Origin of the sequence: Janthinobacterium sp. 17J80-10, from assembly GCF_004114795.1 — a bacterium.
In the GTDB taxonomy this organism is placed as follows: Bacteria; Pseudomonadota; Gammaproteobacteria; order Burkholderiales; family Burkholderiaceae_D; genus Paucimonas.
On sequence record NZ_CP035311.1, the window covers coordinates 3,033,901 to 3,059,536 of the forward strand.

25 protein-coding genes, 1 tRNA gene and 1 pseudogene are annotated in these 25,636 nt (G+C 54.2%); 13 read left to right on the forward strand and 14 right to left on the reverse strand.

Going from position 1 to position 25,636, the window contains the following annotated elements:
* Positions 1 to 13: 13 nt before the first annotated feature.
* The 9 genes from hscB to uvrB all read right to left on the reverse strand — a co-directional run bounded on the left by hscB (position 14) and on the right by uvrB (position 8,033).
* Positions 14 to 529, reverse strand: coding sequence for a Fe-S protein assembly co-chaperone HscB (gene hscB / locus EKL02_RS13610; RefSeq protein WP_128902550.1), 516 nt, complete (start codon positions 527 to 529; stop codon positions 14 to 16).
* A gap of 83 nt (positions 530 to 612) precedes the next feature.
* Positions 613 to 936, reverse strand: coding sequence for an iron-sulfur cluster assembly protein IscA (iscA, locus tag EKL02_RS13615; protein WP_128902551.1), 324 nt, complete (start codon positions 934 to 936; stop codon positions 613 to 615).
* Between the two features lie 64 nt (positions 937 to 1,000).
* Positions 1,001 to 1,399 carry a Fe-S cluster assembly scaffold IscU gene (iscU, locus tag EKL02_RS13620; RefSeq protein WP_128902552.1) on the reverse strand — a complete coding sequence of 133 codons (399 nt, stop codon included), beginning with the start codon at positions 1,397 to 1,399 and terminating at the stop codon, positions 1,001 to 1,003.
* Positions 1,400 to 1,420: 21 nt separating this feature from the next.
* Positions 1,421 to 2,674 carry an IscS subfamily cysteine desulfurase gene (locus EKL02_RS13625; protein ID WP_128902553.1) on the reverse strand — a complete coding sequence of 418 codons (1,254 nt, stop codon included), beginning with the start codon at positions 2,672 to 2,674 and terminating at the stop codon, positions 1,421 to 1,423.
* A gap of 16 nt (positions 2,675 to 2,690) precedes the next feature.
* Positions 2,691 to 3,164 carry a Fe-S cluster assembly transcriptional regulator IscR gene (gene iscR / locus EKL02_RS13630; protein WP_128902554.1) on the reverse strand — a complete coding sequence of 158 codons (474 nt, stop codon included), beginning with the start codon at positions 3,162 to 3,164 and terminating at the stop codon, positions 2,691 to 2,693.
* A 313-nt stretch (positions 3,165 to 3,477) separates the two neighbouring features.
* The gene (locus EKL02_RS13635; protein ID WP_241687717.1) at positions 3,478 to 3,810 is read right to left on the reverse strand and encodes a four-helix bundle copper-binding protein; all 333 of its coding nucleotides are present in this window, start codon (positions 3,808 to 3,810) and stop codon (positions 3,478 to 3,480) included.
* Positions 3,811 to 3,906: 96 nt separating this feature from the next.
* Entirely contained in the window at positions 3,907 to 4,806 is a 900-nt protein-coding gene (locus EKL02_RS13640) for a hypothetical protein (protein ID WP_128902556.1), read from the reverse strand.
* A gap of 318 nt (positions 4,807 to 5,124) precedes the next feature.
* Positions 5,125 to 5,937 (reverse strand): uracil-DNA glycosylase, encoded by an 813-nt coding sequence (locus EKL02_RS13645; protein ID WP_128902557.1) that lies wholly within the window; start codon positions 5,935 to 5,937, stop codon positions 5,125 to 5,127.
* A 2-nt stretch (positions 5,938 to 5,939) separates the two neighbouring features.
* Complete coding sequence (uvrB, locus tag EKL02_RS13650) at positions 5,940 to 8,033, reverse strand: excinuclease ABC subunit UvrB (protein WP_128902558.1); 2,094 nt, start codon at positions 8,031 to 8,033, stop codon at positions 5,940 to 5,942.
* 128 nt (positions 8,034 to 8,161) lie between these two features.
* Here uvrB and EKL02_RS13655 point away from each other — a divergent pair, with 128 nt between their 5' ends.
* The 3 genes from EKL02_RS13655 to EKL02_RS13665 all read left to right on the forward strand — a co-directional run bounded on the left by EKL02_RS13655 (position 8,162) and on the right by EKL02_RS13665 (position 10,670).
* Positions 8,162 to 9,376 (forward strand): amino acid aminotransferase, encoded by a 1,215-nt coding sequence (locus tag EKL02_RS13655; protein WP_128902559.1) that lies wholly within the window; start codon positions 8,162 to 8,164, stop codon positions 9,374 to 9,376.
* Between the two features lie 62 nt (positions 9,377 to 9,438).
* Positions 9,439 to 9,514, forward strand: a tRNA-Asn gene (locus tag EKL02_RS13660).
* A gap of 106 nt (positions 9,515 to 9,620) precedes the next feature.
* On the forward strand, positions 9,621 to 10,670 hold the full coding sequence (locus EKL02_RS13665; protein ID WP_128902560.1) for a site-specific integrase: 1,050 nt from the start codon (positions 9,621 to 9,623) through the stop codon (positions 10,668 to 10,670).
* Here the strand turns inward: EKL02_RS13665 and EKL02_RS13670 are convergent.
* Positions 10,629 to 11,537: a hypothetical protein gene (locus EKL02_RS13670; protein WP_128902561.1), complete on the reverse strand. Its 909-nt coding sequence runs from the start codon at positions 11,535 to 11,537 to the stop codon at positions 10,629 to 10,631. The genes EKL02_RS13665 and EKL02_RS13670 overlap by 42 nt on opposite strands.
* 364 nt (positions 11,538 to 11,901) lie before the next feature.
* Here EKL02_RS13670 and EKL02_RS13680 point away from each other — a divergent pair, with 364 nt between their 5' ends.
* From EKL02_RS13680 to EKL02_RS13690, 3 genes are all read left to right on the forward strand, one after another.
* A complete protein-coding gene (locus EKL02_RS13680) occupies positions 11,902 to 12,810 on the forward strand; it encodes a hypothetical protein (protein ID WP_128902563.1) in 909 nt (302 codons plus the stop codon).
* A 72-nt stretch (positions 12,811 to 12,882) separates the two neighbouring features.
* The gene (locus EKL02_RS13685; RefSeq protein WP_128902564.1) at positions 12,883 to 13,347 is read left to right on the forward strand and encodes a conjugal transfer protein TraD; all 465 of its coding nucleotides are present in this window, start codon (positions 12,883 to 12,885) and stop codon (positions 13,345 to 13,347) included.
* Between the two features lie 69 nt (positions 13,348 to 13,416).
* Entirely contained in the window at positions 13,417 to 14,685 is a 1,269-nt protein-coding gene (locus EKL02_RS13690) for a MobA/MobL family protein (RefSeq protein WP_206732398.1), read from the forward strand.
* A gap of 3 nt (positions 14,686 to 14,688) precedes the next feature.
* On the opposite strand, the gene EKL02_RS13695 is transcribed toward EKL02_RS13690, so the two are convergent.
* The gene (locus EKL02_RS13695; protein WP_128902565.1) at positions 14,689 to 15,036 is read right to left on the reverse strand and encodes an antitoxin VbhA family protein; all 348 of its coding nucleotides are present in this window, start codon (positions 15,034 to 15,036) and stop codon (positions 14,689 to 14,691) included.
* Positions 15,037 to 15,208: 172 nt separating this feature from the next.
* Between EKL02_RS13695 and EKL02_RS13700 the strand changes: the two genes are divergently transcribed.
* On the forward strand, positions 15,209 to 15,652 hold the full coding sequence (locus EKL02_RS13700) for a hypothetical protein (protein WP_128902566.1): 444 nt from the start codon (positions 15,209 to 15,211) through the stop codon (positions 15,650 to 15,652).
* Between the two features lie 21 nt (positions 15,653 to 15,673).
* Here EKL02_RS13700 and EKL02_RS13705 read toward each other — a convergent pair whose 3' ends face one another.
* The 3 genes from EKL02_RS13705 to EKL02_RS13715 all read right to left on the reverse strand — a co-directional run bounded on the left by EKL02_RS13705 (position 15,674) and on the right by EKL02_RS13715 (position 17,066).
* The gene (locus tag EKL02_RS13705) at positions 15,674 to 16,171 is read right to left on the reverse strand and encodes a GNAT family N-acetyltransferase (protein WP_128902567.1); all 498 of its coding nucleotides are present in this window, start codon (positions 16,169 to 16,171) and stop codon (positions 15,674 to 15,676) included.
* A complete protein-coding gene (locus EKL02_RS13710; RefSeq protein WP_128902568.1) occupies positions 16,134 to 16,445 on the reverse strand; it encodes a DUF1778 domain-containing protein in 312 nt (103 codons plus the stop codon). Before EKL02_RS13710 ends, EKL02_RS13705 begins: the two co-directional genes overlap by 38 nt.
* A 315-nt stretch (positions 16,446 to 16,760) precedes the next feature.
* Positions 16,761 to 17,066 (reverse strand): DUF3892 domain-containing protein, encoded by a 306-nt coding sequence (locus EKL02_RS13715; RefSeq protein ID WP_128902569.1) that lies wholly within the window; start codon positions 17,064 to 17,066, stop codon positions 16,761 to 16,763.
* A 133-nt stretch (positions 17,067 to 17,199) separates the two neighbouring features.
* On the opposite strand from EKL02_RS13715, the gene EKL02_RS13720 reads away from it, so the two are divergent.
* The 6 genes and pseudogenes from EKL02_RS13720 to EKL02_RS13745 all read left to right on the forward strand — a co-directional run bounded on the left by EKL02_RS13720 (position 17,200) and on the right by EKL02_RS13745 (position 25,635).
* Positions 17,200 to 17,520 (forward strand): helix-turn-helix transcriptional regulator, encoded by a 321-nt coding sequence (locus EKL02_RS13720; protein WP_128902570.1) that lies wholly within the window; start codon positions 17,200 to 17,202, stop codon positions 17,518 to 17,520.
* On the forward strand, positions 17,513 to 18,400 hold the full coding sequence (locus EKL02_RS13725; protein ID WP_128902571.1) for an ImmA/IrrE family metallo-endopeptidase: 888 nt from the start codon (positions 17,513 to 17,515) through the stop codon (positions 18,398 to 18,400). Before EKL02_RS13720 ends, EKL02_RS13725 begins: the two co-directional genes overlap by 8 nt.
* Before the next feature lie 142 nt (positions 18,401 to 18,542).
* Complete coding sequence (locus EKL02_RS13730) at positions 18,543 to 19,118, forward strand: recombinase family protein (RefSeq protein ID WP_128902572.1); 576 nt, start codon at positions 18,543 to 18,545, stop codon at positions 19,116 to 19,118.
* 106 nt (positions 19,119 to 19,224) lie between these two features.
* Positions 19,225 to 22,401 (forward strand): annotated as a pseudogene (locus tag EKL02_RS13735) (helicase-related protein); the annotation flags it as partial.
* A 532-nt stretch (positions 22,402 to 22,933) separates the two neighbouring features.
* Positions 22,934 to 23,704: a DUF4391 domain-containing protein gene (locus EKL02_RS13740; protein ID WP_128902573.1), complete on the forward strand. Its 771-nt coding sequence runs from the start codon at positions 22,934 to 22,936 to the stop codon at positions 23,702 to 23,704.
* 11 nt (positions 23,705 to 23,715) lie between these two features.
* Positions 23,716 to 25,635, forward strand: coding sequence for a site-specific DNA-methyltransferase (locus tag EKL02_RS13745; protein WP_241687719.1), 1,920 nt, complete (start codon positions 23,716 to 23,718; stop codon positions 25,633 to 25,635).
* Position 25,636: the final 1 nt, after the last annotated feature.

The window sequence follows — 25,636 nt, forward strand, 5'->3', positions numbered from 1 at the left end:
AAACTATTGTTTCCTAATCGCTGACCAGGTCAAAAATCCTGGCCACTTCATCTTCGAATTTTTCGACGAACATCATGCGCCGCACGCCAAGCGCGGCCGCATCGAAATCGCCGGCATCAAGCCGTGCCGCGAGGTTGGCAATTTCCGCCTTGCGCGCGGCAAGCAACTCGCCTTCCAGGCTTTCCAGTTCACCGATGTCTTTTGCGGCATGGGCGTCTTCCAGCGCTTCGCGCCATTCCATCTGCTGCATCAGGAAGGCTGGCGGCATGGCGGTATTGGATTCGACCTGGAGGTCGACGCCGTTGAGTTCGCACAGGTACTTTGCCCGTGCAAGCGGTTTTTTCAGGGTCTGGTAAGCCTCGTTGGCGCGCGTCGCCCACTGCATGGCCACGCGCTTTTCGGCGCCGCTGGCGGCGGCGAAACGGTCCGGGTGGGCCTGGTTCTGCACTTCGTGGTACGCGCGGTCCAGCGCTGCGAGGTCGATCTCGAAGCGCTGCGGCAAATGGAAAAGTTCGAAGTGCGTCTTCATGATTGTGGGAAAGAGTTTGTAAGCCGCGCAGGCGGCGAACTACTCTGTCCCCAACTGACTTTCAGGCTTTTGATTTGGTGGCTTTAAATACGGAAGCTTTCGCCGCAGCCGCACTCATCCTTCATGTTGGGATTGCGGAACTTGAAGCCTTCGTTCAAGCCTTCGCGCGCAAAATCCAGCTCGGTGCCATCGATGTACGGCAGGCTCTTGGGATCGACGAAGACTTTCACGCCATGCGATTCGAACACCTGGTCATCGTCGCTGCTCTCGTCGACATACTCGAGCTTGTAGGCCATGCCCGAGCAGCCGGTGGTGCGCACGCCGAAACGCAGGCCAATGCCCTTGCCGCGCCGCTCGATGTAACGGCTGATGTGTTTTGCCGCCTTTTCCGTCAATGTAATCGCCATCTTGCTTTCCTCAACGCCTCCCGTACCGGGAAGGAATTTACCGCACCTGCCTGTCGCCTGCTACTTAAGCCGTTTCCTTGGCCGCGCCGTGCTTGGCCTGGTAATCCTGCACTGCCGCCTTGATGGCGTCTTCCGCCAGGATCGAGCAGTGGATTTTTACCGGCGGCAGCGCCAGCTCTTCGGCAATCTGGGTATTCTTGATTGCCAGCGCCTGGTCGAGCGTCTTGCCCTTGACCCATTCGGTCACCAGCGAAGATGAAGCAATCGCCGAGCCGCAGCCATAGGTCTTGAACTTTGCATCCTGGATCACGCCGTCTTCGCCGACCTTGATCTGCAGCTTCATGACGTCGCCGCATGCCGGGGCGCCGACCATGCCGGTACCCACCGTCTCGTCGCCCTTTTCGAAAGCGCCAACGTTGCGCGGGTTTTCATAGTGGTCGAGGACTTTTTCCGAATATGCCATTTTGTACTCCTGTATGTGCTGTTAGTGTGCTGCCCACTGGATCGAATTGATGTCGATCCCTTCCTTGTGCATGTCCCACAGCGGCGACAGTTCGCGCAGCTTGCCGACCTTGGACTTGAGCAGGTTGATGGTGAAGTCGATGTCTTCCTCGGTGGTGAAGCGGCCGATGGTGAAACGGATCGAGCTATGCGCCAGTTCGTCGCTGCGGCCCAGGGCGCGCAGCACATACGACGGCTCCAGGCTGGCCGAGGTGCAGGCCGAACCGGAGGACACGGCGATATCCTTGATCGCCATGATCAGGGACTCGCCTTCGACGTAGTTGAAGCTGATGTTGAGGTTGTGCGGCACGCGGTGCGCCATGTCGCCATTGACATAGACTTCCTCGATTTCCATCAAGCCCTTGGCCAGGCGGTCGCGCAGGGCGCGGATGCGGGCCAGCTCGTCGTCCATTTCTTCGCGGGCAATGCGGAAGGCTTCGCCCATGCCGACGATCTGGTGCGGCGCCAGCGTGCCCGAGCGCAGGCCGCGCTCGTGGCCGCCGCCGTGCATCTGCGCTTCGATGCGCACGCGCGGCTTGCGGCGCACGTACAGCGCGCCGATGCCCTTGGGGCCGTAAGTCTTGTGGGCCGAGAAGGACATCAGGTCGACCTTGGTCTTTTCCAGGTCGATCACTACCTTGCCGGTCGCCTGGGCGGCGTCGCTGTGGAAGATGATGCCCTTCTTGCGGCACAGTTCGCCGATTTCGTCGATCGGCTGGATCACGCCGATTTCGTTATTGACCAGCATGACCGACACCAGGATGGTGTCCGGGCGGATCGCTGCTTCCAGCTGGGCGATGGTGATCAGGCCGTTGTCCTGCGGCTGCAGGTAAGTCGCCTCGAAGCCTTCGCGCTCCAGTTCGCGCACGGTGTCCAGCACGGCCTTGTGCTCGGTCTTGACCGTGATGATGTGCTTGCCCTTGGTCTTGTAGAAGTGCGCGGCGCCCTTGATGGCCAGGTTGTTGCTCTCGGTTGCGCCGGAAGTCCAGATGATCTCGCGCGAATCGGCGTTGACCAGCTTGGCGACCTGCTCGCGGGCTTCCTCGACGGCCTTCTCGGCGGTCCAGCCATACATGTGGCTGCGCGACGCGGGGTTGCCGAACTGCTCGCGCAGGTAGGGGATCATCTTGTCGGCCACGCGCGGGTCGATCGGCGTCGTCGCCGAATAATCCATGTAAATCGGGAAGTGCGGTGCCTTCAGGGTATCCAGCAGGCTTTTTTCCAGGGGGGCGTTCATTCTCTTATTACTCCAGTCAAACCACTACATGGGGGCGCACGATCGAAACCACGCGCGGCTCGGCAGCTTTCTGCTTTTGCTGCTCCACCAGATCTTTCAGGGAAACCGAATCCAGGTATTCCACCATCTTGGCATTCAGGGTCGACCACAGGTCATGCGTCATGCACTGCTGGCCAGTCTCATGGTCGGCGCCGTGGCAATTTCCCTTGCCGCCGCACTGGGTCGCGTCAAGCGGCTCGTCCACGGCGATGATGATATCGGCGACAGTCACATCTTCTGCACGCCGGGCAAGATTATAGCCGCCCCCGGGGCCGCGCACAGACTCCACGATCTCGTGGCGGCGCAGCTTGCCGAACAACTGTTCCAGATAGGACAGGGAAATCTCCTGGCGCCGGCTGATGGCCGCCAGCGTGACGGGACCCTTATCCTGGCGCAAGGCCAGGTCGATCATCGCGGTCACGGCAAAGCGGCCTTTGGTCGTCAATCTCATGTGTCGTCCACCTCGGATGCGGTTTAAGCGTATTTTGAGCGTATTGAACGCGCCTTATTGCCTATTGGTCTATCATTGCGCCCTGCAGAGTTGCCTTAAAGACTCTACTTTCAGAACCCAATTCCCCAATAGTTGAGCATTTAGATCAAGTATAACAAAGTTGACTAAATTTGTCAGGAATAGCTCCAAAGGAACCCTGGGAACAGCGGGAACCATGGGAAATGCGGGAACAGGCGGCGACACAGCACATCCCGAGGCGGCTCGTAGAGCCGGGATGGAAGAGATTCCGGTCAAACCTGCCGGCCAGTGAACGTCAGGCCAGCTTGACCACCATGGACTCGATGACCTGACGGCAGCTTTCGGCGCAGCGCCGGCAAGCCTGGGCTGATTCCGCCATGCCGCCGGCCTGCTCGCAGCCCTGGGCGCACAACTCGCAGATCGCAGCGCACAACTGGCAAGTCTGGTCAAGAAAGTGCGACCCACGCAAGATGAAATCGGCACAAGTCTGGGTGATCGCGGCGCAATCCATCATGAGCCGGAAATGCCCCGGCTCCAGGTGCGGACCGCCACTTTCCTGGCTATGGCTCAAGGCCATGTGCAGGCAGGCATTGTGGCATTTCTGGCATGCCTCAAGGCATTTTTTCATTTCAGTACTAAGTGGATGGTGCATGCCGCTCTCCGCCGCTATCCTTGCAAGACCGTTGGAATGCCGCCCAGCCGGGCAGCATCAGGATGGTTCGCCTCAATTGCCGCCAAACTTCATTTGCACGCGCATGAAAACCATGTAGGAAGTATTTTTGTCCGCGTAATACGGCAAGAGTTCATTCGGTATGTTGCGCCGGCTGACCATGCCGCCAAAACCGAGCTTCGCCGGCCCGCGCGTCTTGGGCTCATACAGGTAGCCCAGGCTCAACTTGCCCACTTCATGGCTCTGGTCGCGCGGACCATCTTCGTTGCGGAACAATTCATCATGGCCGGCGCGTTCGACCCGCCCGAACAAGGTATGCTGCTCGCCGATGCGCATGGCGGTGTCCAGCAGGTAGGCGTTGCCGCTATTGCCTGAAGGCCCCTTGCCGCGCCCAAAAGCCAGCGTGGTGTGCCAGGCATTACTGTTGTAGCCGCCGCGATAGGTCAGCGACGCGGTACGGCGGTGGGTGCGCTGGTCCTGGCGGAACTGGTCGGGACTGCTGATGAAGCCGCGGCTCAATTGCAGCGCCCAGTGCGGGCCCAGCTTGTAGCCCAGGCGCTTGGTGGCGGAATCAAGGCGCAGCAACTCGTCATTGCTGCGAAATTGCTCGGATTCGCGCTCCTTGAACAGGGCACCCTCCAGCTTGAGGTTGCGCCAGGTATAACCAAGCGCGGCCATGCTGGTGCCCATGTTGCGCGAATTCAGCCAGTGCACGCTCGGCCAGAAACCGACGATGCGATGGACGTTTTCCATGGTGCCGGAATCAAACTGGATGCGCAAGCCGGTCGGCGCCGGCACCGGTGCTTCGCCGGGCAGCGAAGCCAGGGCGGATTCCGTCAGCCGCCCTTCCTGCGCCGTCTCGGCAGCAGGAGCAAACTCCTGGGCAATGGCGGCTTGCATCACACATGCACACACGCAGCCACACGACAAAGCCGACATTCGCGTTGTGATCATTGCTTCCTCCATTGCAGAACCCAGTCACGAAGGCGTGAATGCAATCGCCATACCAGGAAAAGCGAGGCAGCCCACACAAACGCAGATCCCGCGCTGCCACGCTGCTTGGAACAGAATGGCGCAGGACAAGGAATGCTGTGTGCTATGCCGAAGCCTGCAAGATCCGATTAACTCTTGCAAACCTTACAGGAAGGGCAAACTTTACATTTCCTGCTTTTCCCGGCAAAGATTAGAGGCGATCAACGCGAAGTGGTTACCGCAGGCGAGCACCGTTTCTTGATGCCACACAAAAAAGATGCCGCCTCGGAGGATGGGCGATCAGCCCCGGGATGGGCTGCCATGAAGAAGGTGCATGGGCGCGAACAATGCCTGCATGACCGGATTAAGGATAAAGCTCAAATTGTAAGGATGCTCCGAGACCGTCTGCGGGAATTGTGCCAGCGCCGGCACTGCCTGCAATTGCTCGGCAATCTTCCCCCACAGGACAAGGGTTGGCACGGTCGTGCCATTTTTCTGCGCATACCCGGCCAGCGCTTCCAGCACGCATTGCAGGAAAGCTTGCCAGGCTTTGGCTTCCTTCAGCGGCGGCACGTGGGGGCGAAACACCAACGCGGCATTCATCAAAAGAAAGCCCCGGTCGGTGAGGTTTTGCTGCAGTTCGGCGCGCGTCTGGATCAGGGCGGAACCGGGCGCATTGGCTTCTTCGGCGATGTGCGCCAGCGCCGCGCCCGAGGTGTGCTCCGGCTGCAGGCGCCCCTCGGCGACCAGCAGCATCTTCATGAAGTTGCGCAGCGATGTGGCGCGGTTGACTGGCTTGGAGAGGCCGCCAGCCGACCAGAGCGACGCCACTGCGCCATCCATGAAGCAAAAGCCGGTGGCGCTCTCGACACGCGGATAGGGGCCCTCGCCCACCAGCACGTAACGCACCGCCGGCAATGGCTGGGCAAAGGCCGCGAATAGCCTGCCTTCGGTGGGCAGATACTGGTCGTCGACCAGCGCCGGGAGGTAGGCCGGATGGGCCGCGGCCAGCGCTTCCAGGCCGGCGCGCAGTGCGGGCCGCCAGGAAGGGTCGGCCAGGCCGAGCATGTCGAGGAATGCCGCGGGAACGGTCGAAGAAAGTGTCACGGCCATGGTCATTTACCCGTGAGCGACACGATATTGTCGGCACCGGCGGCGCCAAACAGGCTTTCCTTCATGATTTGCAGCTGGTCGCGCACCTTGGCCGCCTGCTCGAATTCCAGGTTTTTGGCATGTTCGACCATCAGTTTTTCCAGGCGCTTGATTTCCTTGCTGACCTGCTTCTCGCTCATGGCTTCGTAATCCGTATGCGTCTGCGCGGCCTGCAGCTCCAGGCGCGCCTCGTGCGGATTGTAGACGCCGTCGATCAGCTCGCGGATTTCCTTGGAAACGCCGCGCGGCGTGATGCCGTGGGCTTCATTGTGGGCCACCTGCTTGGCGCGGCGGCGCTCGGTCTCGTCGATGGCGCGCTTCATGGAATCAGTGATGCGGTCACCATACAGGATCGCGGTGCCGTTCAGATTACGGGCGGCGCGGCCGATGGTCTGGATCAGGCTGCGCTCGGAGCGCAGAAAGCCTTCCTTGTCGGCGTCGAGGATCGCCACCAGCGAGACTTCCGGGATATCCAGGCCTTCGCGCAGCAGGTTGATCCCGACCAGCACATCGAAGGTGCCCAGGCGCAGGTCGCGGATGATTTCCACGCGCTCGACGGTATCGATATCGCTGTGCAGGTAGCGCACCTTGATGCCGTTCTCGCCCAAAAATTCGGTCAATTGCTCGGACATGCGCTTGGTCAGCGTCGTCACCAGCACGCGCTCGTTCTTCTTGACGCGCAGGGTGATTTCCGACACCAGGTCATCAACCTGGGTGCTGGCCGGGCGCACGATGATCTGCGGATCGACCAGGCCTGTGGGGCGCACCACCTGCTCGACCACCTGGCCGGAATGGGTCTTTTCATAGTCCGCCGGTGTCGCCGAGACGAACACGGTCTGGCGCAGCTTGCCCTCGAACTCGTCGAAGCGCAGCGGCCGGTTATCCAGCGCTGACGGCAGGCGGAAGCCGTAATCGACCAGATTGGTCTTGCGCGCGCGGTCGCCGTTGTACATGCCGTTCAACTGGCCCAGCAGCACGTGCGACTCGTCCAGGAACATCAGCGCATCCTGCGGCAGGTAATCCACCAGCGTCGGCGGCGGCTCGCCCGCCTTGGCGCCGGACAGGTGGCGCGAATAGTTTTCAATACCCTTGGTGAAGCCGATCTCGGTCATCATTTCCAGGTCGAAGCGGGTGCGCTGCTCCAGGCGCTGCTCCTCCACCAGCTTGTGTTCCTTGCGGAAGAACTCCAGCCGCTCGCGCAACTCTTCCTTGATGGTTTCGATGGCGCGCAGGACGGTTGCGCGCGGCGTGACGTAGTGCGAGCCCGGATAGATGGTAAAGCGCGGGATCTTCTGCCGCACGCGACCGGTCAACGGGTCGAACAGCTGCAGGTTGTCGATTTCATCGTCGAACGTCTCGATGCGCAGCGCCAGCTCCGCATGCTCGGCCGGGAAGACGTCGATGGTGTCGCCGCGCACGCGGAAGGTGCCGCGGCCGAAATCGACTTCGTTGCGGGAGTACTGCATCTGGATCAGGCGGGCGATGACGTCGCGCTGGCTCACCTTGTCCTTGGCGCGCAAGGTCAGGATCATCTGGTGGTATTCGTTGGGGTTACCGATACCGTAGATGGCCGAAACCGTTGCCACGATGACCACGTCGCGCCGCTCCATCAGCGACTTGGTGCACGACAGGCGCATTTGCTCGATATGCTCGTTGATCGAGGAATCCTTCTCGATGAACAGGTCGCGCTGGGGCACGTAGGCTTCCGGCTGGTAGTAATCGTAATAACTGACGAAATACTCGACGGCATTGCGCGGGAAAAATTCGCGGAATTCGCTGTACAGCTGCGCCGCCAGGGTTTTATTGGGCGCAAACACGATGGCCGGACGCCCCATGCGGGCGATGACATTGGCCATCGTAAAAGTCTTGCCTGAGCCGGTCACGCCCAGCAGTGTCTGGAATGACAAGCCATCCTCGACGCCTTCCACCAGCTGCTTGATCGCCGCAGGCTGGTCGCCGGCCGGGGGGAACGGCTGGTACAGCTGGTAGGGGGAATCGGGAAAGGTGACGATGCGGGATTCGTCGATGCTGTTTGGAACCTGGGTTAATTCAGCCATGATTGTTCGACCTTTGGTAAAATAATAGGTTGCAATCAGCCGCAACGTCCTTACAAACAACCAGGTTTTGCGGATTGGGCAACCCTGCTGCGCTACCACCAATGCAGCCAACTTTTCATGTTATCACGATGACCGCACCTCTTTCCGCCTCCCTTTTCGGCGCCATTGAAATGGCCCCGCGCGACCCTATCCTCGGCATCACCGAAGCTTTCAACGCTGACAAGAACCCGGGCAAGACCAACCTGGGCGTCGGCGTCTATTACGATGACAACGGCAAGGTGCCGTTGCTGGAATGCGTAAAAAAGGCTGAAGCGCAGCTGATGGAAAAACTGGCGCCGCGCACTTACCTGCCGATCGAAGGCCTCGCAGCGTACGACAAGGCGGTGCAGGAACTGGTGTTTGGCGCCGACAGCGCCGTGATCCAGGAAAAGCGCGCAGTCACCGCGCAAGCCATCGGCGGCACCGGCGCGCTGAAACTGGGCGCCGACTTCCTCAAGCGCTTCTCGCCCGATTCGCAAGTCTGGATCAGCGACCCAAGCTGGGAAAACCACCGCGCCCTGTTCGAATCGGCCGGCTTCGTCGTCAATAACTATCCGTACTACGATGCCGCCACCCGCGGCGTGAACTTCGACGGCATGCTGGCCGCCCTGAAGGCCATGCCGGCCGGCGCCATCGTGCTTCTGCACGCCTGCTGCCACAACCCGACCGGCGCTGACCTGACTGAAGACCAGTGGACCCAGGTCATCGACGTGGTGACCCAGCGCGGCCTGATTCCCTTCCTCGACATGGCTTACCAGGGCTTTGGCGACGGCATCGACGCCGACGGCGAGGTGGTGCGCCGCTTTGCCGACGCCGGCGGCCCGCTGTTCGTCTCCAATTCTTTCTCGAAGTCGTTCTCGCTGTATGGCGAGCGCGTCGGCGCCCTGTCCATCGTCGCTGCCAGCGCAGAAGAAGCCGCCCGCGTGATGTCGCAACTCAAGCGCGTCGTGCGCACCAACTATTCCAACCCGCCGACTCATGGCGGCCAGGTGGTTGCCACCGTGCTGTCCAGCCCGGAATTGCGCAAGCTGTGGGAAGAAGAACTGGCCGGCATGCGCGTGCGCATCAAGGAAATGCGTGAAGAACTGGTGAAAAAGCTTAAGGCCAAGGCCCCGGCCCAGGATTTCGACTTCGTCATCAAACAGCGCGGCATGTTCTCGTATTCCGGCCTGACCAAGGACCAGGTCGGCCGCCTGCGCGAAGAATTTGCGATCTACGCGGTGGATACTGGCCGGATCTGCGTGGCAGCTTTGAACTCGCGCAACATCGATAATGTGGTCGATGCGATCGGCAAGGTACTGTAATCAACAAAATTGCCGCAAGGCTTTGACAAGATCGTAGATACCGCCTATAATCTTGTCTCCTTTCCCTGATAGCTCAGTTGGTAGAGCGACGGACTGTTAATCCGCAGGTCCCTGGTTCGAGTCCAGGTCGGGGAGCCAAAGAATATAAGGGGTTACGAATGATTTCGTAACCCCTTTTTCTTTTACCGGTCCCCAGCGGTACACTTTCAGTACAGTCACGGTGCAACCTTTGAACAGAGGCACCATGGCAACCATCACAAAAACACCTTCAGGAACTTGGAAAGCGGTAATCCGGCGCAGCGGCTGGCCATCGGCCATAAAAACCTTTCGCACCAAGCGTGATGCGGAAGACTGGGCTCGTGGTACAGAAGATGAAATGGTGCGCGGTGTCTATATTCAACGCGGGCCGTCTGAAAAAACAACAATCAAAGAAGCCCTAGAACGCTACCAGCGCGAAATAGTGCCAACGAAGAAAGAAAGCACCCAGCGTCGTGAAGGCGCCAGGATGCGAGAACTAACGTCCTATTTCGGGAAATACTCTCTTGCTGCAATTACCCCAGACCTTATTGCCAAATTCCGAGATTTCCGCTTGGCACAAGGCAAAGCCAACAATACCGTACGGCTGGAACTCGCCCTCCTCGGCCACCTATTCACTGTAGCAATCAAGGAATGGCATGTTGGCCTGATTTACAACCCGGTGGCCAATGTACGAAAACCAAGCCCCGGCGCCGGCAGAAACCGGAGGCTAACGAGTGCTGAACAGAAGAAATTGCTAGAAGCGATCGACCAACACAACAATCCCATGCTTGGCTGGATCGTCCGCCTAGCAATTGAAACGGGCATGAGGCAATCAGAAATCCTTGGCCTGCGCCGAAGCCAAATTGACATTGGAAGGCGTATCGTACGCCTTGTCGATACCAAAAATGACTCAGCCAGGACCGTCCCTCTAACCAAGGCTGCAACTGAAGTACTTCAACAGGCTCTCGATAACCCGATTCGTCCTATTGACACCAACCTGATCTTTTTCGGTGAACCTGGAAAAACCGGCGAACGCCGCGCATACCAGTTCACAAAGGTTTGGAATCGAATCAAGAAGCGATTGGGACTTGCAGACCTTCACTTTCATGACCTTCGCCATGAGGCCGTCAGCCGGCTCGTCGAAGGCGGCCTGAGCGACCAGGAAGTAGCATCAATCAGCGGACACAAGTCGATGCAGATGCTTCGACGCTATACACACCTACGCGCCGAGGATTTAGTTAGCAGGCTGGACGACATGCGTGTAGTAATCAATTGACATGCCCAAATCAGCGATCCACTTTTCCATCGAATAAAACTCGAACGGATCGAGGGCATAGAGCAATCCTTCTACCGGGTGATCCTCGCTACCGAAAATTGATTTTGCAATACATTTTCTATGAGCGACAACGCCCTTTATTCGGTCTGATTCCTCAACGAGTAGATCGGTAGCAATACGGTCGTAGATTTGAAGGTCCTCCAGTTCACGACTGACCCTTGGACTCCATAGGCATAATTTCACACATCGATACGCGCTGGTCCCATCGATTCGCGCAATCTGGACCAGCCTTTGATGCAACCGGTATAAGCTCAAAGCCGAAACCAAGTCCTTCATTTCCAGGCCACCGTTACACCTTTTATATTTCGCCAACAAGCTACGCTCAAAATTGGACAGCGACTCATTGAATGGTATGTCTGGGCCAACCAAGGTAATGAAATTTTTCGCCGGCTCACCTTCATTATTTATGCCGACCACGTACCCCTTGATCGTACAGATTTCCCACAAGCGCGACTCGTCTCCCCAGAGCGCGTCCCACAAATTTTCTGGGCCATGCTGAAAGTAGTTTTCCGCATCTGGAATAAGCATCGCAAGTACCCGTAAGTCTTTCTTGCCTAGCGCCACATCGCCGGCAAGATTTTTCCTCCATTTACCTGAGCTTTGGCTGTCTCGTCCGTCAGGATCGAGTCTATGAATCTCATCATCGAACCACTGAGAAAATTGATGAGGATTGACTGCGGCTTTCTTTCGCATTGCCCACTTCACCGTCGCGATTGTCCGAATGCGATTTTCCATTCGAACCGAATCACTTTCAGGGCATCTCCCTCTCCCAATCTTTTTTTGAATTGATTCGTTTTCTTTGAGCATGGATCGATAATTTATCAGTAAAAAATATCGGATATAGATGACTGATAAATATATCGCGGTTCCGTCAAAAATAGCACCATTAATTCCAATTAATTGAAGTTTCGGAGCTGACCGTGAGCACAACGCTTTCAACCCTGAGAAAACAATATCCCGTTCTTCTGACACTCGATCAGCTAGCACAAATTCTGCAGCGCAGCCCGACTGGACTACGCGAGACGCTATGCTCATCTCGCGCAAATTGGGCACAGCAGATTAACTCGACCAAGGTTTATATAGGGCGGCGTCTGTACTTTAGGACAGAGGACATCGCGCGCTTGATTGATGAAGAATTTTCGAAACCGGAATCTTGAAGAGAACAAACTCTATGACTACGGGATCGCGTGCCAGCTTTCCAAAGCATTCAGGCGGGGTCGTTCAAGTTACCCATTCATACCGTTATGGCGCGGTGCCAGAGCATCTTTTGGAAGATCCATTGTTAAGCTTAGATAGTCGGGCAGTGGGCGCGTGGTTGGCCGTCAAACCAGATGGCTGGGTTATAAGCATTGCTGTACTTCGACGCCGGCTTGCTCCGAATGGGAAGTCCGAACTTGGAAAAGAAAAGTGGCAACGCATTGCCCGCGAGCTTGTAGATGCCGGATATATGATCCGCAAAGTTTTTAACGGCGAAAATGGCCAATTGACATGGTTCATCTCATTCAATCCGGTCCCGGAAAGGGTAACCATAGGCGGGTTTTCCGGCTCCGGTGCAGCCGTCTCCGGCAGAGCCGTGGCCGGCAAAGCAGGCCATATAGGTATACCAACTGAAGAAGTATCACTTAAGAAAACCACTACCACGGGCAAAAGCGGCAGAGAAAGGACTGGCCTAGAAGAAGAAATTGATTCCGATTTTGCACAGCTTGTTTTCGAGCCTTCCATTGTTCATCTCAAGGAATGCCTTCTTAAAATTTTAAAAAAAGGGAACGTGACAAGCCCGTTAGTTGCTCAAGATCTTTTAGACGAATTAGCCGGCACATTGAATGCCGCCGCATGTGGAAAAAGAACGGCGATAGCTTCACCCTTGGGATGGTTCAGACAAGTGATTAAAAGGCAGGAGGCAGATACTTTTGATCAGCTCTATTCGAAAAACATTCAAAGGCGACGAAAAGAAGCCAAAAGTCTGAAGATGGTTGATGTCGCCTCGCCGGGGGTGTCACCGACCGGAAAAGAGCACTTAGCGAAATGCCAGGACATGGTTGGATACGTACCGAAGCGTCGCGCCGCGACCCTCGGCTGAAATTCTTTTTGCTCGCAGAGCGTTGCGGTTAGTTTTTCAAACGATATAGACAGAATACCTTTATCAGCGAATATGAATCGAAATTCAGAAAACTACCTGCATACACAAATGGCGCTTATCAAATCGTTGCAGAATCCGTCCGATCAACAACTGAAGCTCGTGGATTTGGGAGCGAGGTATCTTCAGGGACATAGGCTAACGACGGCTGAGCTTCGGGCAATGGAAGCGTTGATTTTATGTGAGAAGTCACGCTGTCGCGCTGAAGCTGCCGCCGCAAAGGCTGCCCACGCATTGAAAAATGAAAAGGTACAAGCCCATCGAATTCGAACTCGACGGTTAATCGAACTAGGCGGGCTGGTCGAACTTGCCCAACTTGGCGATTGGGACAAAGGGCTATTAATTGGCGCCTTCACACATATGAAACTTCAATGTGCGCGTGACGGTTGGGAAAAAATTGCGGCGATGTTAAAAGCTGATGGGGACCAAATCCTAGAGTCAAGATCAGTGGCGAAAACTCGTCAGTTGAAGGATCAGTAATGCGCACTTAATAGTTTATCTCTGCGAGATAAACCGTGCGAAAAGCTTTGGCAGCCGTACAGCGCGAACATGAACCAAAAAGTTGGGCGCGCCCAACTTTTAATGTCGCAAAACTTTATCGCGATAAAGTTTTGGCCACCTCCCCATCTGACAAAGAAGTTTATCGCGATAAACTTTTTGTTGACCATAGGAAACCTTTGTCTGACAGATTTCAGAGGGAATAGCATGGCTACGTATCATTGCTCAATGAAGATTGGCGGCAAAGGCAAGGCCGCAGCGCATGCAAATTACATCGCCCGTGCCGGGCGGTATTCGCATCGCCAAAAACAGGATGATCTGGAAGCTCTTTGGCATGGCAACATGCCCAAATGGGCCGAGCATGATCCTGGCCAGTTTTGGAAAGCTGCAGACGCATATGAGCGGGCTAATGCGAATACATACCGCGAGCTGGAAGTAGCTCTGCCGCGAGAATTGACGCCCGCCCAACGTATCGGCTTGGTCCAAGAATTTATCCGCGAAACGCTGGGTAGCCAGCACGCCTATTCTGTGGCGATTCATAACCCTCGTGCGGCAATTGACGGCGGCGAGCAGCCCCATGCACATATTCAGTTTTCGGAGCGAATAGAAGACGGCATACCGCGTGACCCCGAAATCTATTTTCGTCGCGCAGCCGCAAGCCGCCCGGATAAGAATGGAAATCGAAAGCCGATCGATCCCGCGAAAGGCGGCGCACGAAAAGACCAGAGCTGGGGAACAACAGAAAAGCTAGAACTGATTCGGGAGCTGTGGGCCGACCTTCAAAATCAACATTTGAGCCGTTATGGACATCAGGCTAGAGTAGACCATCGCAGTCTCGCAGCACAGCATAACGACACCATTGATCAAGGAAATGGCAATAATTTTGGCGCGCCAAATCGTCTTCCAGAAAAACATCTCGGATGGAAATATGCGCGTAATCCGCGATACTCAAATCCTTTGCGAGAACTGCGAAAGGCAAATAACGAACTTCGACAAGAAAATTTAGCAGCTTTGACTGCCACCAAGTTGCTGGATCGCGAACTGGCCTCTGCAAAGTGCAAGACCTACGGATTGAAGGAACAACCGATTGATCAGAAGCCAAGGCAGTATATCGGCCAGATCATTGACTCGACGGAGCATTATGTCTTGCAAAGAATTGGGAGCAATGTCGTCGTAATCCATGATCGGCAACATTTCCCTGACAGGATTACCGAAGGCGTCCACGCTGTGATCGACTATGCTGGTGGAATCTCGAATGTTCTACCAAACGATCGTCCGAAGCACGGCCATATCCACATTAAAATGAGTATGAGCCGTTAAAATTCATTCACGAGCCCTTAAGCGCAGTTTGACATCTGTCGCCGCGCTGATTTGTTCAATGGTCATTGAACCATCGATGTAGCGATCGAGCAGCGCCCGATATTCGGCGTCGGGCACAAAGCCTTCGAGCGCCCAACTGGCAAGCGTTTGCTCAACGGACTTTTGCCGCTCCTTGAACTCCGTCAGTGGCTGCACCCGACCGTCAGGATAGACGCGAGAGATAACACCATTTACTGTTCCCGTAACCGGCAAGCCGGCTGCATGCGCTTCTTTGATGGCCTCGTCGGCGGCGGCTTTGGCAAGCTCAACGAGCTTGTCTTCACCGAGCTTGCTGAAGAATGATTTGGACATACCTGCCTCCAGAATGACGAGCCTATTTTATTGTAGGCGATAGATTTCAATATTTTAGATCGTAGTACTACGCATACTGCTATCCGCCGCCGCGCAACAGCGCGGAGAAATTACCTTTGATATGGCAAAAGTCTTGTATGCTCGCACTTGCCCCATTCCAGCGAGACCAGCTATGGATATCGCCAAATTCACACCCGATGTTTTGATCGAGATCGATGACTCACTGCAGGGCTTTCGAAAGCTCGGCATCGTCACTGAATCCGGCCAGGCATATATCGATTTGGCAGAAAGCGATGCGACGCCCTTCCCAATCTATCAAGTCTTGAGCCCGATAGCGATCGGCGATCCGCTTGGCTGGGCTTTTGAAATCATGGATCAAAGGCCGGCCGAGTTTGGGGCATATTCGGCCTTGCAAAAAAGGTTGCTGCTTGCCGGCGTTGACTCGCTCACCTATTACCGTGCCCTGTACTGGGCGCGGCAAGTTGGCGAATATGATTTCACCAAATGCCTACATGCGGGACAGTCGGCGACTGAGCAGGTCAGGCAATCACGTCAACAAATGGATAACATTCTTAAACGTGGCCGCACCGCCCACCTAAGGCTTGTCAAAGCCTGACGGTACTTGAACTTGGCTTAATCAGTCGTCCTCGATCGCAGACATCGGCATCACCAAGGTGAGCGGATCATCTGGCAATGGAACGAATCCGAAGTGGCTGTAAAAATCGGCGGCCCTCTGGTCTTTCGCGTCAACGAAAAGAAAAGAACCGCCTACTTGATTTGAAACCTGCTTGGCCCGTCGCATCGCATCGATAAGAAGCTCGGCGCCAAAGCCCTGCCCTGCTGCACTGGTGGCTATGGCCAACCGTGCAAGCGTATAACCAGGAATATCGGAAGGAAGTTTTCTGGCCAACTCCGCCGGCAGAGCCTCTTTGGGCGTCATACGGCGGATTGCCAAGGCGTAGAAGCCAATGATGATTGTGGGCGCTTCATCTTCTACCAAGACGAAGGTTTTGGACAGCCCTTTTGATTGGTGTTGGCCTGCGATCGTTTGCAGCCAGGTATTTAATTTTTCTGTTCCGCAGTCAAAACCTTTTACATCATGAGTCTGATCCAGCGGTGCTACGTAGTGAGCCATTTTTTATCCTGCCCTTATACCGCTCAAGTGCCCGCTTCAATGCCGGATTCGGCTTTGGCGGATTCTCAAATAAGTCAATCAACATGGCGGCATCACGGCGGGTCACACCAATCATCGTCTCACGATCGATGATTTGCTCTGCTTTTTCAAGCGCACTCTGAACCACAAACTGGTTCACAGTAGCCCCTACCAAATCTGCCGCCTCCTGCAATTTCTCTTGCACTGCAAGAGGAACTCTGGCCGTGATACGGCCCCGTTCTTCAACTACGCTCATGTCTACCCTCCTGGGTAACCCACAACAGCTCACTTTTCAGCGACTACAGCTATTGCAGGGTGGCGCAAATGCGCCTTCTCCAAAGTAAATAAGTAAAAAGTAAAAAGTAAAAAGTCAGAAAAATTTAAAAATAGCAAAAATAATAAGATCGATTTTTTACGTGTATGCCGAACATTTTTAAACAACTTCACGACACACAAAACAATTATAGACCATCCGGTGCCAAAATGCCACCACATAAGGTTTGTAACCCTGGGAAGATGTTTCCCAAATAAAAGACGCCGAAACTTTATCAAGAATCAGCGTCTTTAAAGCTCATTTCTGGGGCAACGACAACAGGTTGTCTGTTGTGCGCCCATCAGCAACGGTCTGTACATATTTGATCCGGCCGTTGCTATGAACATGCACCCAAGCACCCTTTACATGCGGATTACGGTCCGGACACCATACTGAATGGTTTCCGTTTTTCTCGATGTAAGCAACCATATCTTCCCGAGTGCAATTTCCACTTTCAATCACTCTTCCCGACTCCTCAACCCTATCCCACCAGAGGTGGCTGATATGTTCATGCCCCGCGCCACCTGCCATCCGACGTGCCGTACATTTAATCGTAGTTGCCATGGTAATACCCTTTATAAAATACGCCCGTGGAATAAAGTTCGGCATAGGCGCACTTTTAGTATCGGACTATAAAATTCTCTTGTCAAGCAGAAAAAATGCGCCTACTCTGAACATTCGAGGCATGGAGGTTAAGATGGCAACAGCAATTGGTGAAAAAATACGAACACAGCGAAAGCGATTAAAGTTGACATTAGATCAACTTGCGGAAAAGACCGGATCAAGCAAAAGTTACATTTGGGAACTGGAAAACCGTCCAGTTGTCCGGCCGTCTGCGGAAAAAATAGCCCGTATTGCAGAAGTCTTTGGGGTCACAGTCGAGTTTCTTCTGGATGATGAAAAACAAGAGCTGTCCACTACAGATGCTGACCTCGTCTTTTTTCGGCGCGTATCGCAACTTGATCCGGCAAAACGCTTGGCGCTTGAGAAGTTCTTGAAAGCCATCGACGATGAATGACCCGGCAACGCCAGTTGCTTGGGGAATTCAACTTGCAAAGCTTTGGCTTGCAAGCGGCCAAGGATTCCCAGTCAGAGTAAAAGACATCGCGCTTGAGGTGACCAAGGCGCGCTTCGCTGAGCCAGTAGGATGTGTCATCCCACATGGAATTGACGGGATAGATGGGATGTTATCGAAGCGCCAGAAGAAGAATGACTGGTGCATCTCCTACGATGAAAATGTGACGATACCTGGGCGGATCAATTTCACCATCGCCCATGAGCTAGGGCATTACCTTCTGCATCGGAAGCTTCGCGATACGTTCCAATGTGGGCAGGTACAAATACTCGAATACGACAGCCCTGAATCTAAGCGTATTGAGTCACAAGCCAATACTTTTGCATCTTACTTACTGATGCCAAGGACTGACTTCGAAGTACAAATTGCAGGGCAACCGCTGTCATTTGATCTGCTGGGCCACTGCGCCGACCGCTATCAGACTTCACTAACCGCAACCGCATTGAAATGGCTAGAGTTCACATCGGAAGCGGCCATGTTGGTAGTTGCGGACCATGATGAGTTCATTTGCTGGTCATTTTGTAGTCAAGCAGCCAAGCGCATAGGTGCATACAAATCGCCAGGGGAAGTTGTACCTCCATCGGTAATAGAACATTTGCGAAGCATTGCTTTCGCCCCCGGCGGAACGAGGAGTGTCGCACCGGGCGTATGGCACGCTACAGAAGATGCCATTGAGGCGGCAATTATTTCAGACCAGTTCGAACAGCTTATTTTCTTAATTCGGTTCCCTTCAGCCGTTGGAGTAAATCATGCCGATGAGCCTGAGTCGGACACGTTCACTGATCTTATGGAAAAGGCTCAGGGCTTTGGCTGGAAAAGGTAGAAGCAACCGCCAACTTTGACCTCCGTCTGCGTCCAACAAACGGTGGTTTGCTGAACAGTGCATTTCGACGTTGAAAAATTGACCGACAGACACAGTTTTCTGTCAAAATTCCCGTCAACTTTTCAAAATCCCTAAATCGTCAATGAATCAACGTATTGGGTATGCCCGCGTCTCCACGGACGACCAAAATCTCGATTTGCAGCGCGATGCGCTCAAGCGAGCCAGTTGCTCGACGATTTACGAGGAAACTGCCAGCGGCAAATCAGCTGGTCGCCCAGAACTCGAACAGTGTCGCAAGGCGCTGCGACCAGGCGACACCCTTGTGGTTTGGCGGCTCGACAGATTAGGAAGGAGCTTGCCCGATCTTGTCCAGATTGTGGCCGACCTTGAACAAGGCGGCGTCAGCTTCGAAAGCCTAGGAGAAAAAATCGAAACCGGCAGTGCAGCCGGCAAGCTGGTATTCCATGTCTTCGCCGCGCTGGCCGAGTTCGAACGCAACCTGATCCGAGAGCGTACCTATGCCGGCCTTGCCGCCGCTCGCGCTCGCGGCCGGGCCGGTGGTCGCAAGCCGAAGCTCGACGAAAAGCAAATTCGTGAAATCAAAAGGCTAATAACTGACCCAAGCATTTCGGTTTCTCAGATCGCCGATCGTTACAAGGTCTCCCGCACGACAATTTATAAGATTGCGCCTATCAAAAAAAACGAAGGAAAAACATGAGCGAAGCGAATCAGAGCAAAACAATCAGGCTAAACACACTGACGTTGCAGGTAGAAACACGGGGGAACAAGAACTTTGCCAGTGCCAACGTATCGGGTAAATGCGCATGAAACTGATCAACAATACCGGCACAGACCGGTTGATCGACCTGATACGTCCATATCTTAAAGGTGGCAATCATCTCGACTGTGTAACCCCCTCTTTCTCATTATTTGCATTCGCTGAACTTCAGGAAGCGCTCTCAGCGCTGGGCCAGGTGCAGATGATTCTGCCGTCCGATGATGAGAAGCTCGATTTCCTCGGCGCAGAAGGAGATCGCGCAAGTCGCAATCGCTTGCAAGCCCGTTGGCTCGCGCTTCAATGCGCCAAGTGGATCGAAGAGAAAGTTGAGCTGCGGCGGGCGCACGGACGAGTGCCTCAAGCTGCAGCTGTGATCCGCGATGCTCAGGCGACGCCCCAACAGGTCGCGCTTGGCTCCTTCGCGTTTACAACTGACGGACTTGGCCTGACTCCAGGCAATCCTTTGAGTTTAATCCAGGCTTCCGAGTCAACAGAAGAAGCCTCGCAGCTTGCGAAATGGTTTGACCAGCAGTGGGCGTCGCTGCGTTCCCAGCCGGATGCTCGCGACAGCCTTATTCAGTCACTACAAGCCATCGGCGAACACCGAGAGCCATTCACGCTCTATACCTTGATCTTGCATCACCTGTTTCGGGACAACGGCGAAGAAATGGACGAGGACCGTATCGTCAAATCTGCAACGGGTATCCGCAACACAGTAGTATGGAAAAAACTGTTCAAGTTCCAGCGTGACGGTGTAGTAGGAGCGATCGACAAACTGGCGCGTTTTGGCGGCTGCATCATTGCCGATAGCGTGGGCCTTGGCAAGACCTTTGAAGCACTTGCAATCATCAAATATCACGAGCTACGCAATGACCGCGTACTGGTCCTGGCGCCCAAACGCTTGCGTGACAACTGGACGCTCTACAAAGCCAACGACAAGCGGAACATTCTGGCGGCAGACCGCTTCAATTACGATGTTCTGAACCATACCGACCTCTCTCGCGATGGCGGCACGTCCGGCGATATCGATTTATCCAATGTCAACTGGGGAAATTACGACCTGGTGGTGATCGACGAATCGCACAATTTCCGCAACAAGGCGACACACAAAGGCAAGGAATCGCGCTACGACCGATTGATGCGCAAAATTATCAAAGAAGGAGTCAAGACACGCGTCCTGATGCTTTCGGCCACACCGGTCAACAACCGTCTCGCTGATCTGCGCAATCAAATCTCCTTTGTCACCGAAGGCGATGACACCGCCCTATTCGACCACGGCATTGCGAGCATTGAAGCGACCACCCGCAAGGCACAGGCGCAATTCAATCGCTGGTTGAGCATGGATGAGTCTGAGAAGACGCCAGCAAAGCTTGTCGAGATGCTTGGATTCGACTATTTCACGCTTCTCGATCACCTTACGATTGCGCGTTCACGCCGCCACGTGGAAAAGTATTACGGCACCAGTGAAACAGGACGCTTTCCTGATCGCCTTCCCCCCATCAATATCAAGGCAGATGTCGATTTGGCCGGCGAGTTTCGAGCTATTCGCGACATCAACCTGGAAATCCGGCGCCTGAACCTCGCCAGCTATGCGCCACTGCGCTACGTTCTACCCCAGAAGCAAGCAGCCTACGACGCAAAGTACAGCACCCAGATTCGGGATGGCGAAAGCTTTTTCCGCCAGGCGGACCGCGAAGAGAGCCTGATCCATCTTTTGCGCGTCAATGTCCTGAAACGGATGGAAAGCGCCGTATCGTCATTCACCCTGACGATCGAGCGGCAGCTGAAAGACGTAGAGGCGACGTTGGCACACATCGAGGCGCATGCCGACGATATTGAAGAAATTGATATCGCGGACGTCGATATTGATGATCCTGCATTCGAAACCTTGCTGGTTGGGCGCAAAGTCAAAGTATTACTCAGCGATGTTGATCTCATTCGCTGGAAACAAGACCTGATCGAAGACCGCAATCGGCTGGCAACCTTGCTCTCGGCAGCAAAGCAAGTGGATTCGTCACGGGACGCCAAGCTAGCAGCGTTACGGAAAATGATCGCGGAAAAATGCCGCAAGCCGATCAACGCCGGCAACCGCAAAATCATCATCTTTACCGCCTTTGCAGACACCGCAAAATACCTCTATGCAGAGCTCGCCGCATGGAGCAAAAGCGAGTTGGGAGTAGATTCAGCACTGGTGACTGGGAGCGCCGGGATTCAATGCACCCTGCCCGGCTTATCAAAAAGCATGAGCAGTGTCCTGACTGCTTTTTCCCCACGCTCCAAGGAACGCCCGGCAGATATGGCAGAGGAAGGCGAAATCGACCTGCTATTCGCCACGGACTGCATCTCCGAAGGCCAGAATCTGCAGGATTGTGACTGGCTGATCAACTACGACATTCACTGGAACCCGGTACGAATCATTCAGCGCTTCGGTCGGATCGACCGCATCGGTTCACCCAACAATTGCATCCAGCTCGTCAACTTCTGGCCCAACATGGAGCTGGAGGAATACATCAATCTAGAGCAACGGGTCAGCGGCCGGATGGTTCTGCTCGATATCTCCGCAACCGGCGAAGAAAACCTTATCGAACAGCAGTCCGGCAATCCAATGAACGATCTGGAGTACCGGCGCAAACAGCTGCTCAAGCTGCAGGACACAGTCATCGATATGGAGGACCTGTCCACCGGGGTCTCGATCACTGATCTGACGCTCACCGACTTCCGGATTGATCTTGCCCAGTACCTCAAGGCGCATCCTGGCAAGCTGGACAACCAACATCTTGGGGCCTATGCGGTGACGACCAGCATAGATGCAGATATCCCGCCAGGTATCATTTTCTGCCTGCGAGCCGAAGGTCCGGCAGCCCATAAAGCCAAGGAGTCAGGCTACCCATTAGCGCCACATTATCTTGTTCATGTTGGCGACGACGGCGCTGTACTGCTGCCCTACACCCAAGCCAAACGCATTCTCGACAGGCTCAAGCGCTTGGCGCTGGGGCGCGATTTTCCAGACGCCGGCGCTTGCGCCCGATTCGATAAGGCTACGAAGTACGGCGAAGATATGCGGCAAGCGCAAAAACTGCTCTCCACCGCAATAGCGTCTATCGTTGGGAAAAATGAAGAGAGAGCAGTTGCGAGCCTGTTTACGTCAGGCGGAACGCATGCGCTAAAAGGCGAGTTCGCAGGCTCCAATGATTTTGAAGTATTGGCCTTTCTTGTAATTTTGGAAGGGCATGAAATAAAACAGGAGCCTATCAATAGCAACGACGTGGCAATCGTAACCCTGAAGTTTGAGCAAGCTGAAGACAGGCTTTTCACTACGGAAGAAAAGCGTCTATGCCGAGTTGAAAGCCAAATGGCGTTACAGGGCATTTTGGCCAAAATGACAACTTTACCCGATGCCGAAATCACTGTTAGTTACATTGGAGACGGCGACGGTTCTTATTGGGTAGAGTTTGGCGTCGCCATTCTGGCTGTAAATGGCATTTTTGGTGGTGCGGGAAATTCAATTCACGCATTAGGCGTCGCCCTCGAACAATCCGGAGCATTAATGTCATCCCTGGGTGAATTCATGCAAAGTGCCGGCAAGTGGTTCAAAGGGGCAGCGTGGCGCTTAACGCCACAACCTGGAGTTGAGATCAAGCGACCAGGTTGCTACGGAGTAAAGGCATTGCTAGATCGCCGCACAAAGCGTTGCAGAGATTGCGGCTTTATTGGCGAGTGTGTTGAGCGAATTACGGCAGCGAGGTAATGATTTGATGATTCAAACCGCGCTCGATGCAATCAGCCTGCCAGAATCTTGCCGGGTTGATCAACGCATCCCCAAAAAACTGTTACTCGAAAACGGCGTACCAACAGCAGCTGACAAGCGATTTGTCAACGACAGCGTGGAAGAGCTTCACTGGATTGCCGCACTTAAGCCCAATACGATCGGTGTATCAGCCTACAAAGACGAACAACGAGAATATCTAGAGATTGCATTACTGACCTTGATCTTGCGCGGGCTGGATAGCAAGGCTGCCAGAGCACAACGGCTATTGGAACTAGTGCATCGTGCAATTCCGTACCCGGTGTTGCTGCTATCCCAATCTGGCCAGCAGATCACGCTGTCGCTGGCGCACAAACGCTGGGCGCAAAACGAAGTTGGAAAAGTGGTGTTGGATGGTGAAATCTACAGTGCGACATTACCGGATGAAAAGGTTACGAGCGATGTGGAGCGCGCATTTTGGAACGCCTTGGCGCTCAATTGTCAGCCTCAAACCACGCTAGAACCGCTATACCAAGGCTGGATCGACTGTATACAAGCCCTTAAGGCTGCCATGCTGACCGGCGCATATAAAAGGGCCAGCAGTCCACACCAATCCGCTGCACGACGCCAGGCGCTGCAAGAATGCGAACAGCTCGAAGCTGAAGCAACCCGCATACGTGCACAAGCGGCCAAGGAAAAACAGATAGCACGTCAGGTTGAATTGAATTTGGCGCTAAAGCGCGTCCAAGACCAGTTGGCCAACGTGCGCAAGCAGCTTTAAAAAATGAAGATATGAAAGACAATGAAATGCAGAAAATTGATATTGATTCCCCAGAAGCCCAGTCAGCCAACCTTGTCGCCGGCAACATCGAACAGCTGAAATCGCTCTTCCCAGAACTCATCACCGAAGGCCCTAACGGCGTATCGGTGAATGTGGATGTCCTCAAATCGCTGGTCGGCGATCAGGCAGTTACCGATGCCGACGAAAAATATGGTCTTAATTGGCACGGCAAGCGGCGGGCGCGACAAATGGCACTTTCCCCATCAACTGGCACTCTCCGCCCCTGCCCTGAAGAAAGCGTAGACTGGGATTCGACCAAAAACTTAATGATTGAGGGCGAAAACCTCGAGGTACTCAAACTGTTACAGAAGAGCTACTGCGGTAAAGTTAAGCTTATTTTCATTGATCCTCCCTACAACACGGGTAGGGATTTTGTATACCCAGACAACTTCCAGGACAACATTAAAAATTACTTGGAATTGACTGGTCAGTTGGAAGGCGGGAAAAAAATCAGTAGCAATACGGATGCTAGCGGCCGCTTTCATACTGACTGGTTGAACATGATGTATCCGAGATTAAAGCTAGCCAAAAACATGCTTCACTCACGCGGAGCAATATTTATAAGTCTTGATGATACCGAGGTAGCCAATGCTAGATCTATGTGTGATGAGATCTTCGGCGCAGAAAACTTCCTTGCATCGATCGTTTGGGAAAAAGTCCACACACGCAAGAATTCAGCCAAAACCTTCTCCATCAGTCATGACTATGTACTAGCGTACGCAAAAGATATTTTGCAATGGGACAGAACACTTTTGCCACGCGACGATACGTCAGCTTATCAAAATCCAGATAACGATCCCAAAGGACCTTGGAAGCCTGATCCCGTGACTGCACATAATGCATATAGTGCTGATTACAAGATTACGAAGCCAAATGGGGTAGTGCTTTCGCGTCCATCAGGCCGCTTCTGGGCATTCAGCGAAGATTCGATCAATTCAAAGATCGCTGCAAATGAAATAATTTGGGGAAACGGTGATGCATATCCGATGATTAAGCGATATCTATCGGAAGTGCAGGACGGGTTGGTACCGATTACAATTTTCTCCCGAAAATTTGCTGGTGATACGGCGGAAGCAAAAAGAGAAATCGATGAACTGTTTAAGGCGCAAGGAATATTTGACTATCCTAAGCCTTGCCTATTGATTCAACGGTTGATCCAAATATCAAGCCGCCCAGGAGACATTGTTATGGACTTTTTTTCCGGCTCCGGAACGACAGGCCATGCGGTTTTCGCTCAAAACGTAATTGATGATGGCGGGCGGCGCTTTATATTGGTGCAATTGCCTGAGCCATTAAATCCCGATAATGCCGAACAAAAAGCCGCAGCCGATTATTGTGACAAGTTAAACAGACCTCGAAAAATTACTGAGCTGACAAAAGAACGTCTCCGCCGAGCAGCTTCCAAAATTAGAGATGAAAATCCGATGTTCGCCGGAGACACCGGTTTCCGAGTTTTTAAACTTGACCATTCGAATATCCGTGCATGGAATCCCAATCCAGCGGATCTGGCAGCTTCGCTGTTTGATCATCAGGATCACCTGCTCGAAGGCCGCAGCGAGGGCGACGTGCTCTACGAATTGCTGCTCAAGCTTGGCCTCGATCTGTGTGTGCCCATCGAACGACGCACCATTGCAGGCTGCGGAGTTCATTCCATTGGGGGGGGCGTGCTGATGGCCTGCCTTGCCGAGAAGATCACTCGCGAGCAAGTGGAATCACTTAGCCAAGGCATCCTCGACTGGCACAAGGAGCTGGCGCCGGCTGGTGAGACCACCTGCGTGTTCCGCGATAGCTCCTTTGCTGACGATGTGGGCAAGACCAACCTCACCGCCATTCTGGCGCAGCACGGCGTCCAGAACGTTCGCAGCCTATAAG

Bases quoted from the DNA above. Each gene is read 5' to 3' on its own strand.
- hscB (WP_128902550.1), bottom strand. From the start codon at position 529: ATGAAGACGCACTTCGAACTTTTCCATTTGCCGCAGCGCTTCGAGATC.
- iscA (WP_128902551.1), bottom strand. From the start codon at position 936: ATGGCGATTACATTGACGGAAAAGGCGGCAAAACACATCAGCCGTTAC.
- iscU (WP_128902552.1), bottom strand. From the start codon at position 1,399: ATGGCATATTCGGAAAAAGTCCTCGACCACTATGAAAACCCGCGCAAC.
- EKL02_RS13625 (WP_128902553.1), bottom strand. From the start codon at position 2,674: ATGAACGCCCCCCTGGAAAAAAGCCTGCTGGATACCCTGAAGGCACCG.
- iscR (WP_128902554.1), bottom strand. From the start codon at position 3,164: ATGAGATTGACGACCAAAGGCCGCTTTGCCGTGACCGCGATGATCGAC.
- EKL02_RS13635 (WP_241687717.1), bottom strand. From the start codon at position 3,810: ATGAAAAAATGCCTTGAGGCATGCCAGAAATGCCACAATGCCTGCCTG.
- EKL02_RS13640 (WP_128902556.1), bottom strand. From the start codon at position 4,806: ATGATCACAACGCGAATGTCGGCTTTGTCGTGTGGCTGCGTGTGTGCA.
- EKL02_RS13645 (WP_128902557.1), bottom strand. From the start codon at position 5,937: ATGGCCGTGACACTTTCTTCGACCGTTCCCGCGGCATTCCTCGACATG.
- uvrB (WP_128902558.1), bottom strand. From the start codon at position 8,033: ATGGCTGAATTAACCCAGGTTCCAAACAGCATCGACGAATCCCGCATC.
- EKL02_RS13655 (WP_128902559.1), top strand. From the start codon at position 8,162: ATGACCGCACCTCTTTCCGCCTCCCTTTTCGGCGCCATTGAAATGGCC.
- EKL02_RS13665 (WP_128902560.1), top strand. From the start codon at position 9,621: ATGGCAACCATCACAAAAACACCTTCAGGAACTTGGAAAGCGGTAATC.
- EKL02_RS13670 (WP_128902561.1), bottom strand. From the start codon at position 11,537: ATGCTCAAAGAAAACGAATCAATTCAAAAAAAGATTGGGAGAGGGAGA.
- EKL02_RS13680 (WP_128902563.1), top strand. From the start codon at position 11,902: ATGACTACGGGATCGCGTGCCAGCTTTCCAAAGCATTCAGGCGGGGTC.
- EKL02_RS13685 (WP_128902564.1), top strand. From the start codon at position 12,883: ATGAATCGAAATTCAGAAAACTACCTGCATACACAAATGGCGCTTATC.
- EKL02_RS13690 (WP_206732398.1), top strand. From the start codon at position 13,417: ATGAACCAAAAAGTTGGGCGCGCCCAACTTTTAATGTCGCAAAACTTT.
- EKL02_RS13695 (WP_128902565.1), bottom strand. From the start codon at position 15,036: ATGTCCAAATCATTCTTCAGCAAGCTCGGTGAAGACAAGCTCGTTGAG.
- EKL02_RS13700 (WP_128902566.1), top strand. From the start codon at position 15,209: ATGGATATCGCCAAATTCACACCCGATGTTTTGATCGAGATCGATGAC.
- EKL02_RS13705 (WP_128902567.1), bottom strand. From the start codon at position 16,171: ATGGCTCACTACGTAGCACCGCTGGATCAGACTCATGATGTAAAAGGT.
- EKL02_RS13710 (WP_128902568.1), bottom strand. From the start codon at position 16,445: ATGAGCGTAGTTGAAGAACGGGGCCGTATCACGGCCAGAGTTCCTCTT.
- EKL02_RS13715 (WP_128902569.1), bottom strand. From the start codon at position 17,066: ATGGCAACTACGATTAAATGTACGGCACGTCGGATGGCAGGTGGCGCG.
- EKL02_RS13720 (WP_128902570.1), top strand. From the start codon at position 17,200: ATGGCAACAGCAATTGGTGAAAAAATACGAACACAGCGAAAGCGATTA.
- EKL02_RS13725 (WP_128902571.1), top strand. From the start codon at position 17,513: ATGAATGACCCGGCAACGCCAGTTGCTTGGGGAATTCAACTTGCAAAG.
- EKL02_RS13730 (WP_128902572.1), top strand. From the start codon at position 18,543: ATGAATCAACGTATTGGGTATGCCCGCGTCTCCACGGACGACCAAAAT.
- EKL02_RS13740 (WP_128902573.1), top strand. From the start codon at position 22,934: ATGATTCAAACCGCGCTCGATGCAATCAGCCTGCCAGAATCTTGCCGG.
- EKL02_RS13745 (WP_241687719.1), top strand. From the start codon at position 23,716: ATGAAAGACAATGAAATGCAGAAAATTGATATTGATTCCCCAGAAGCC.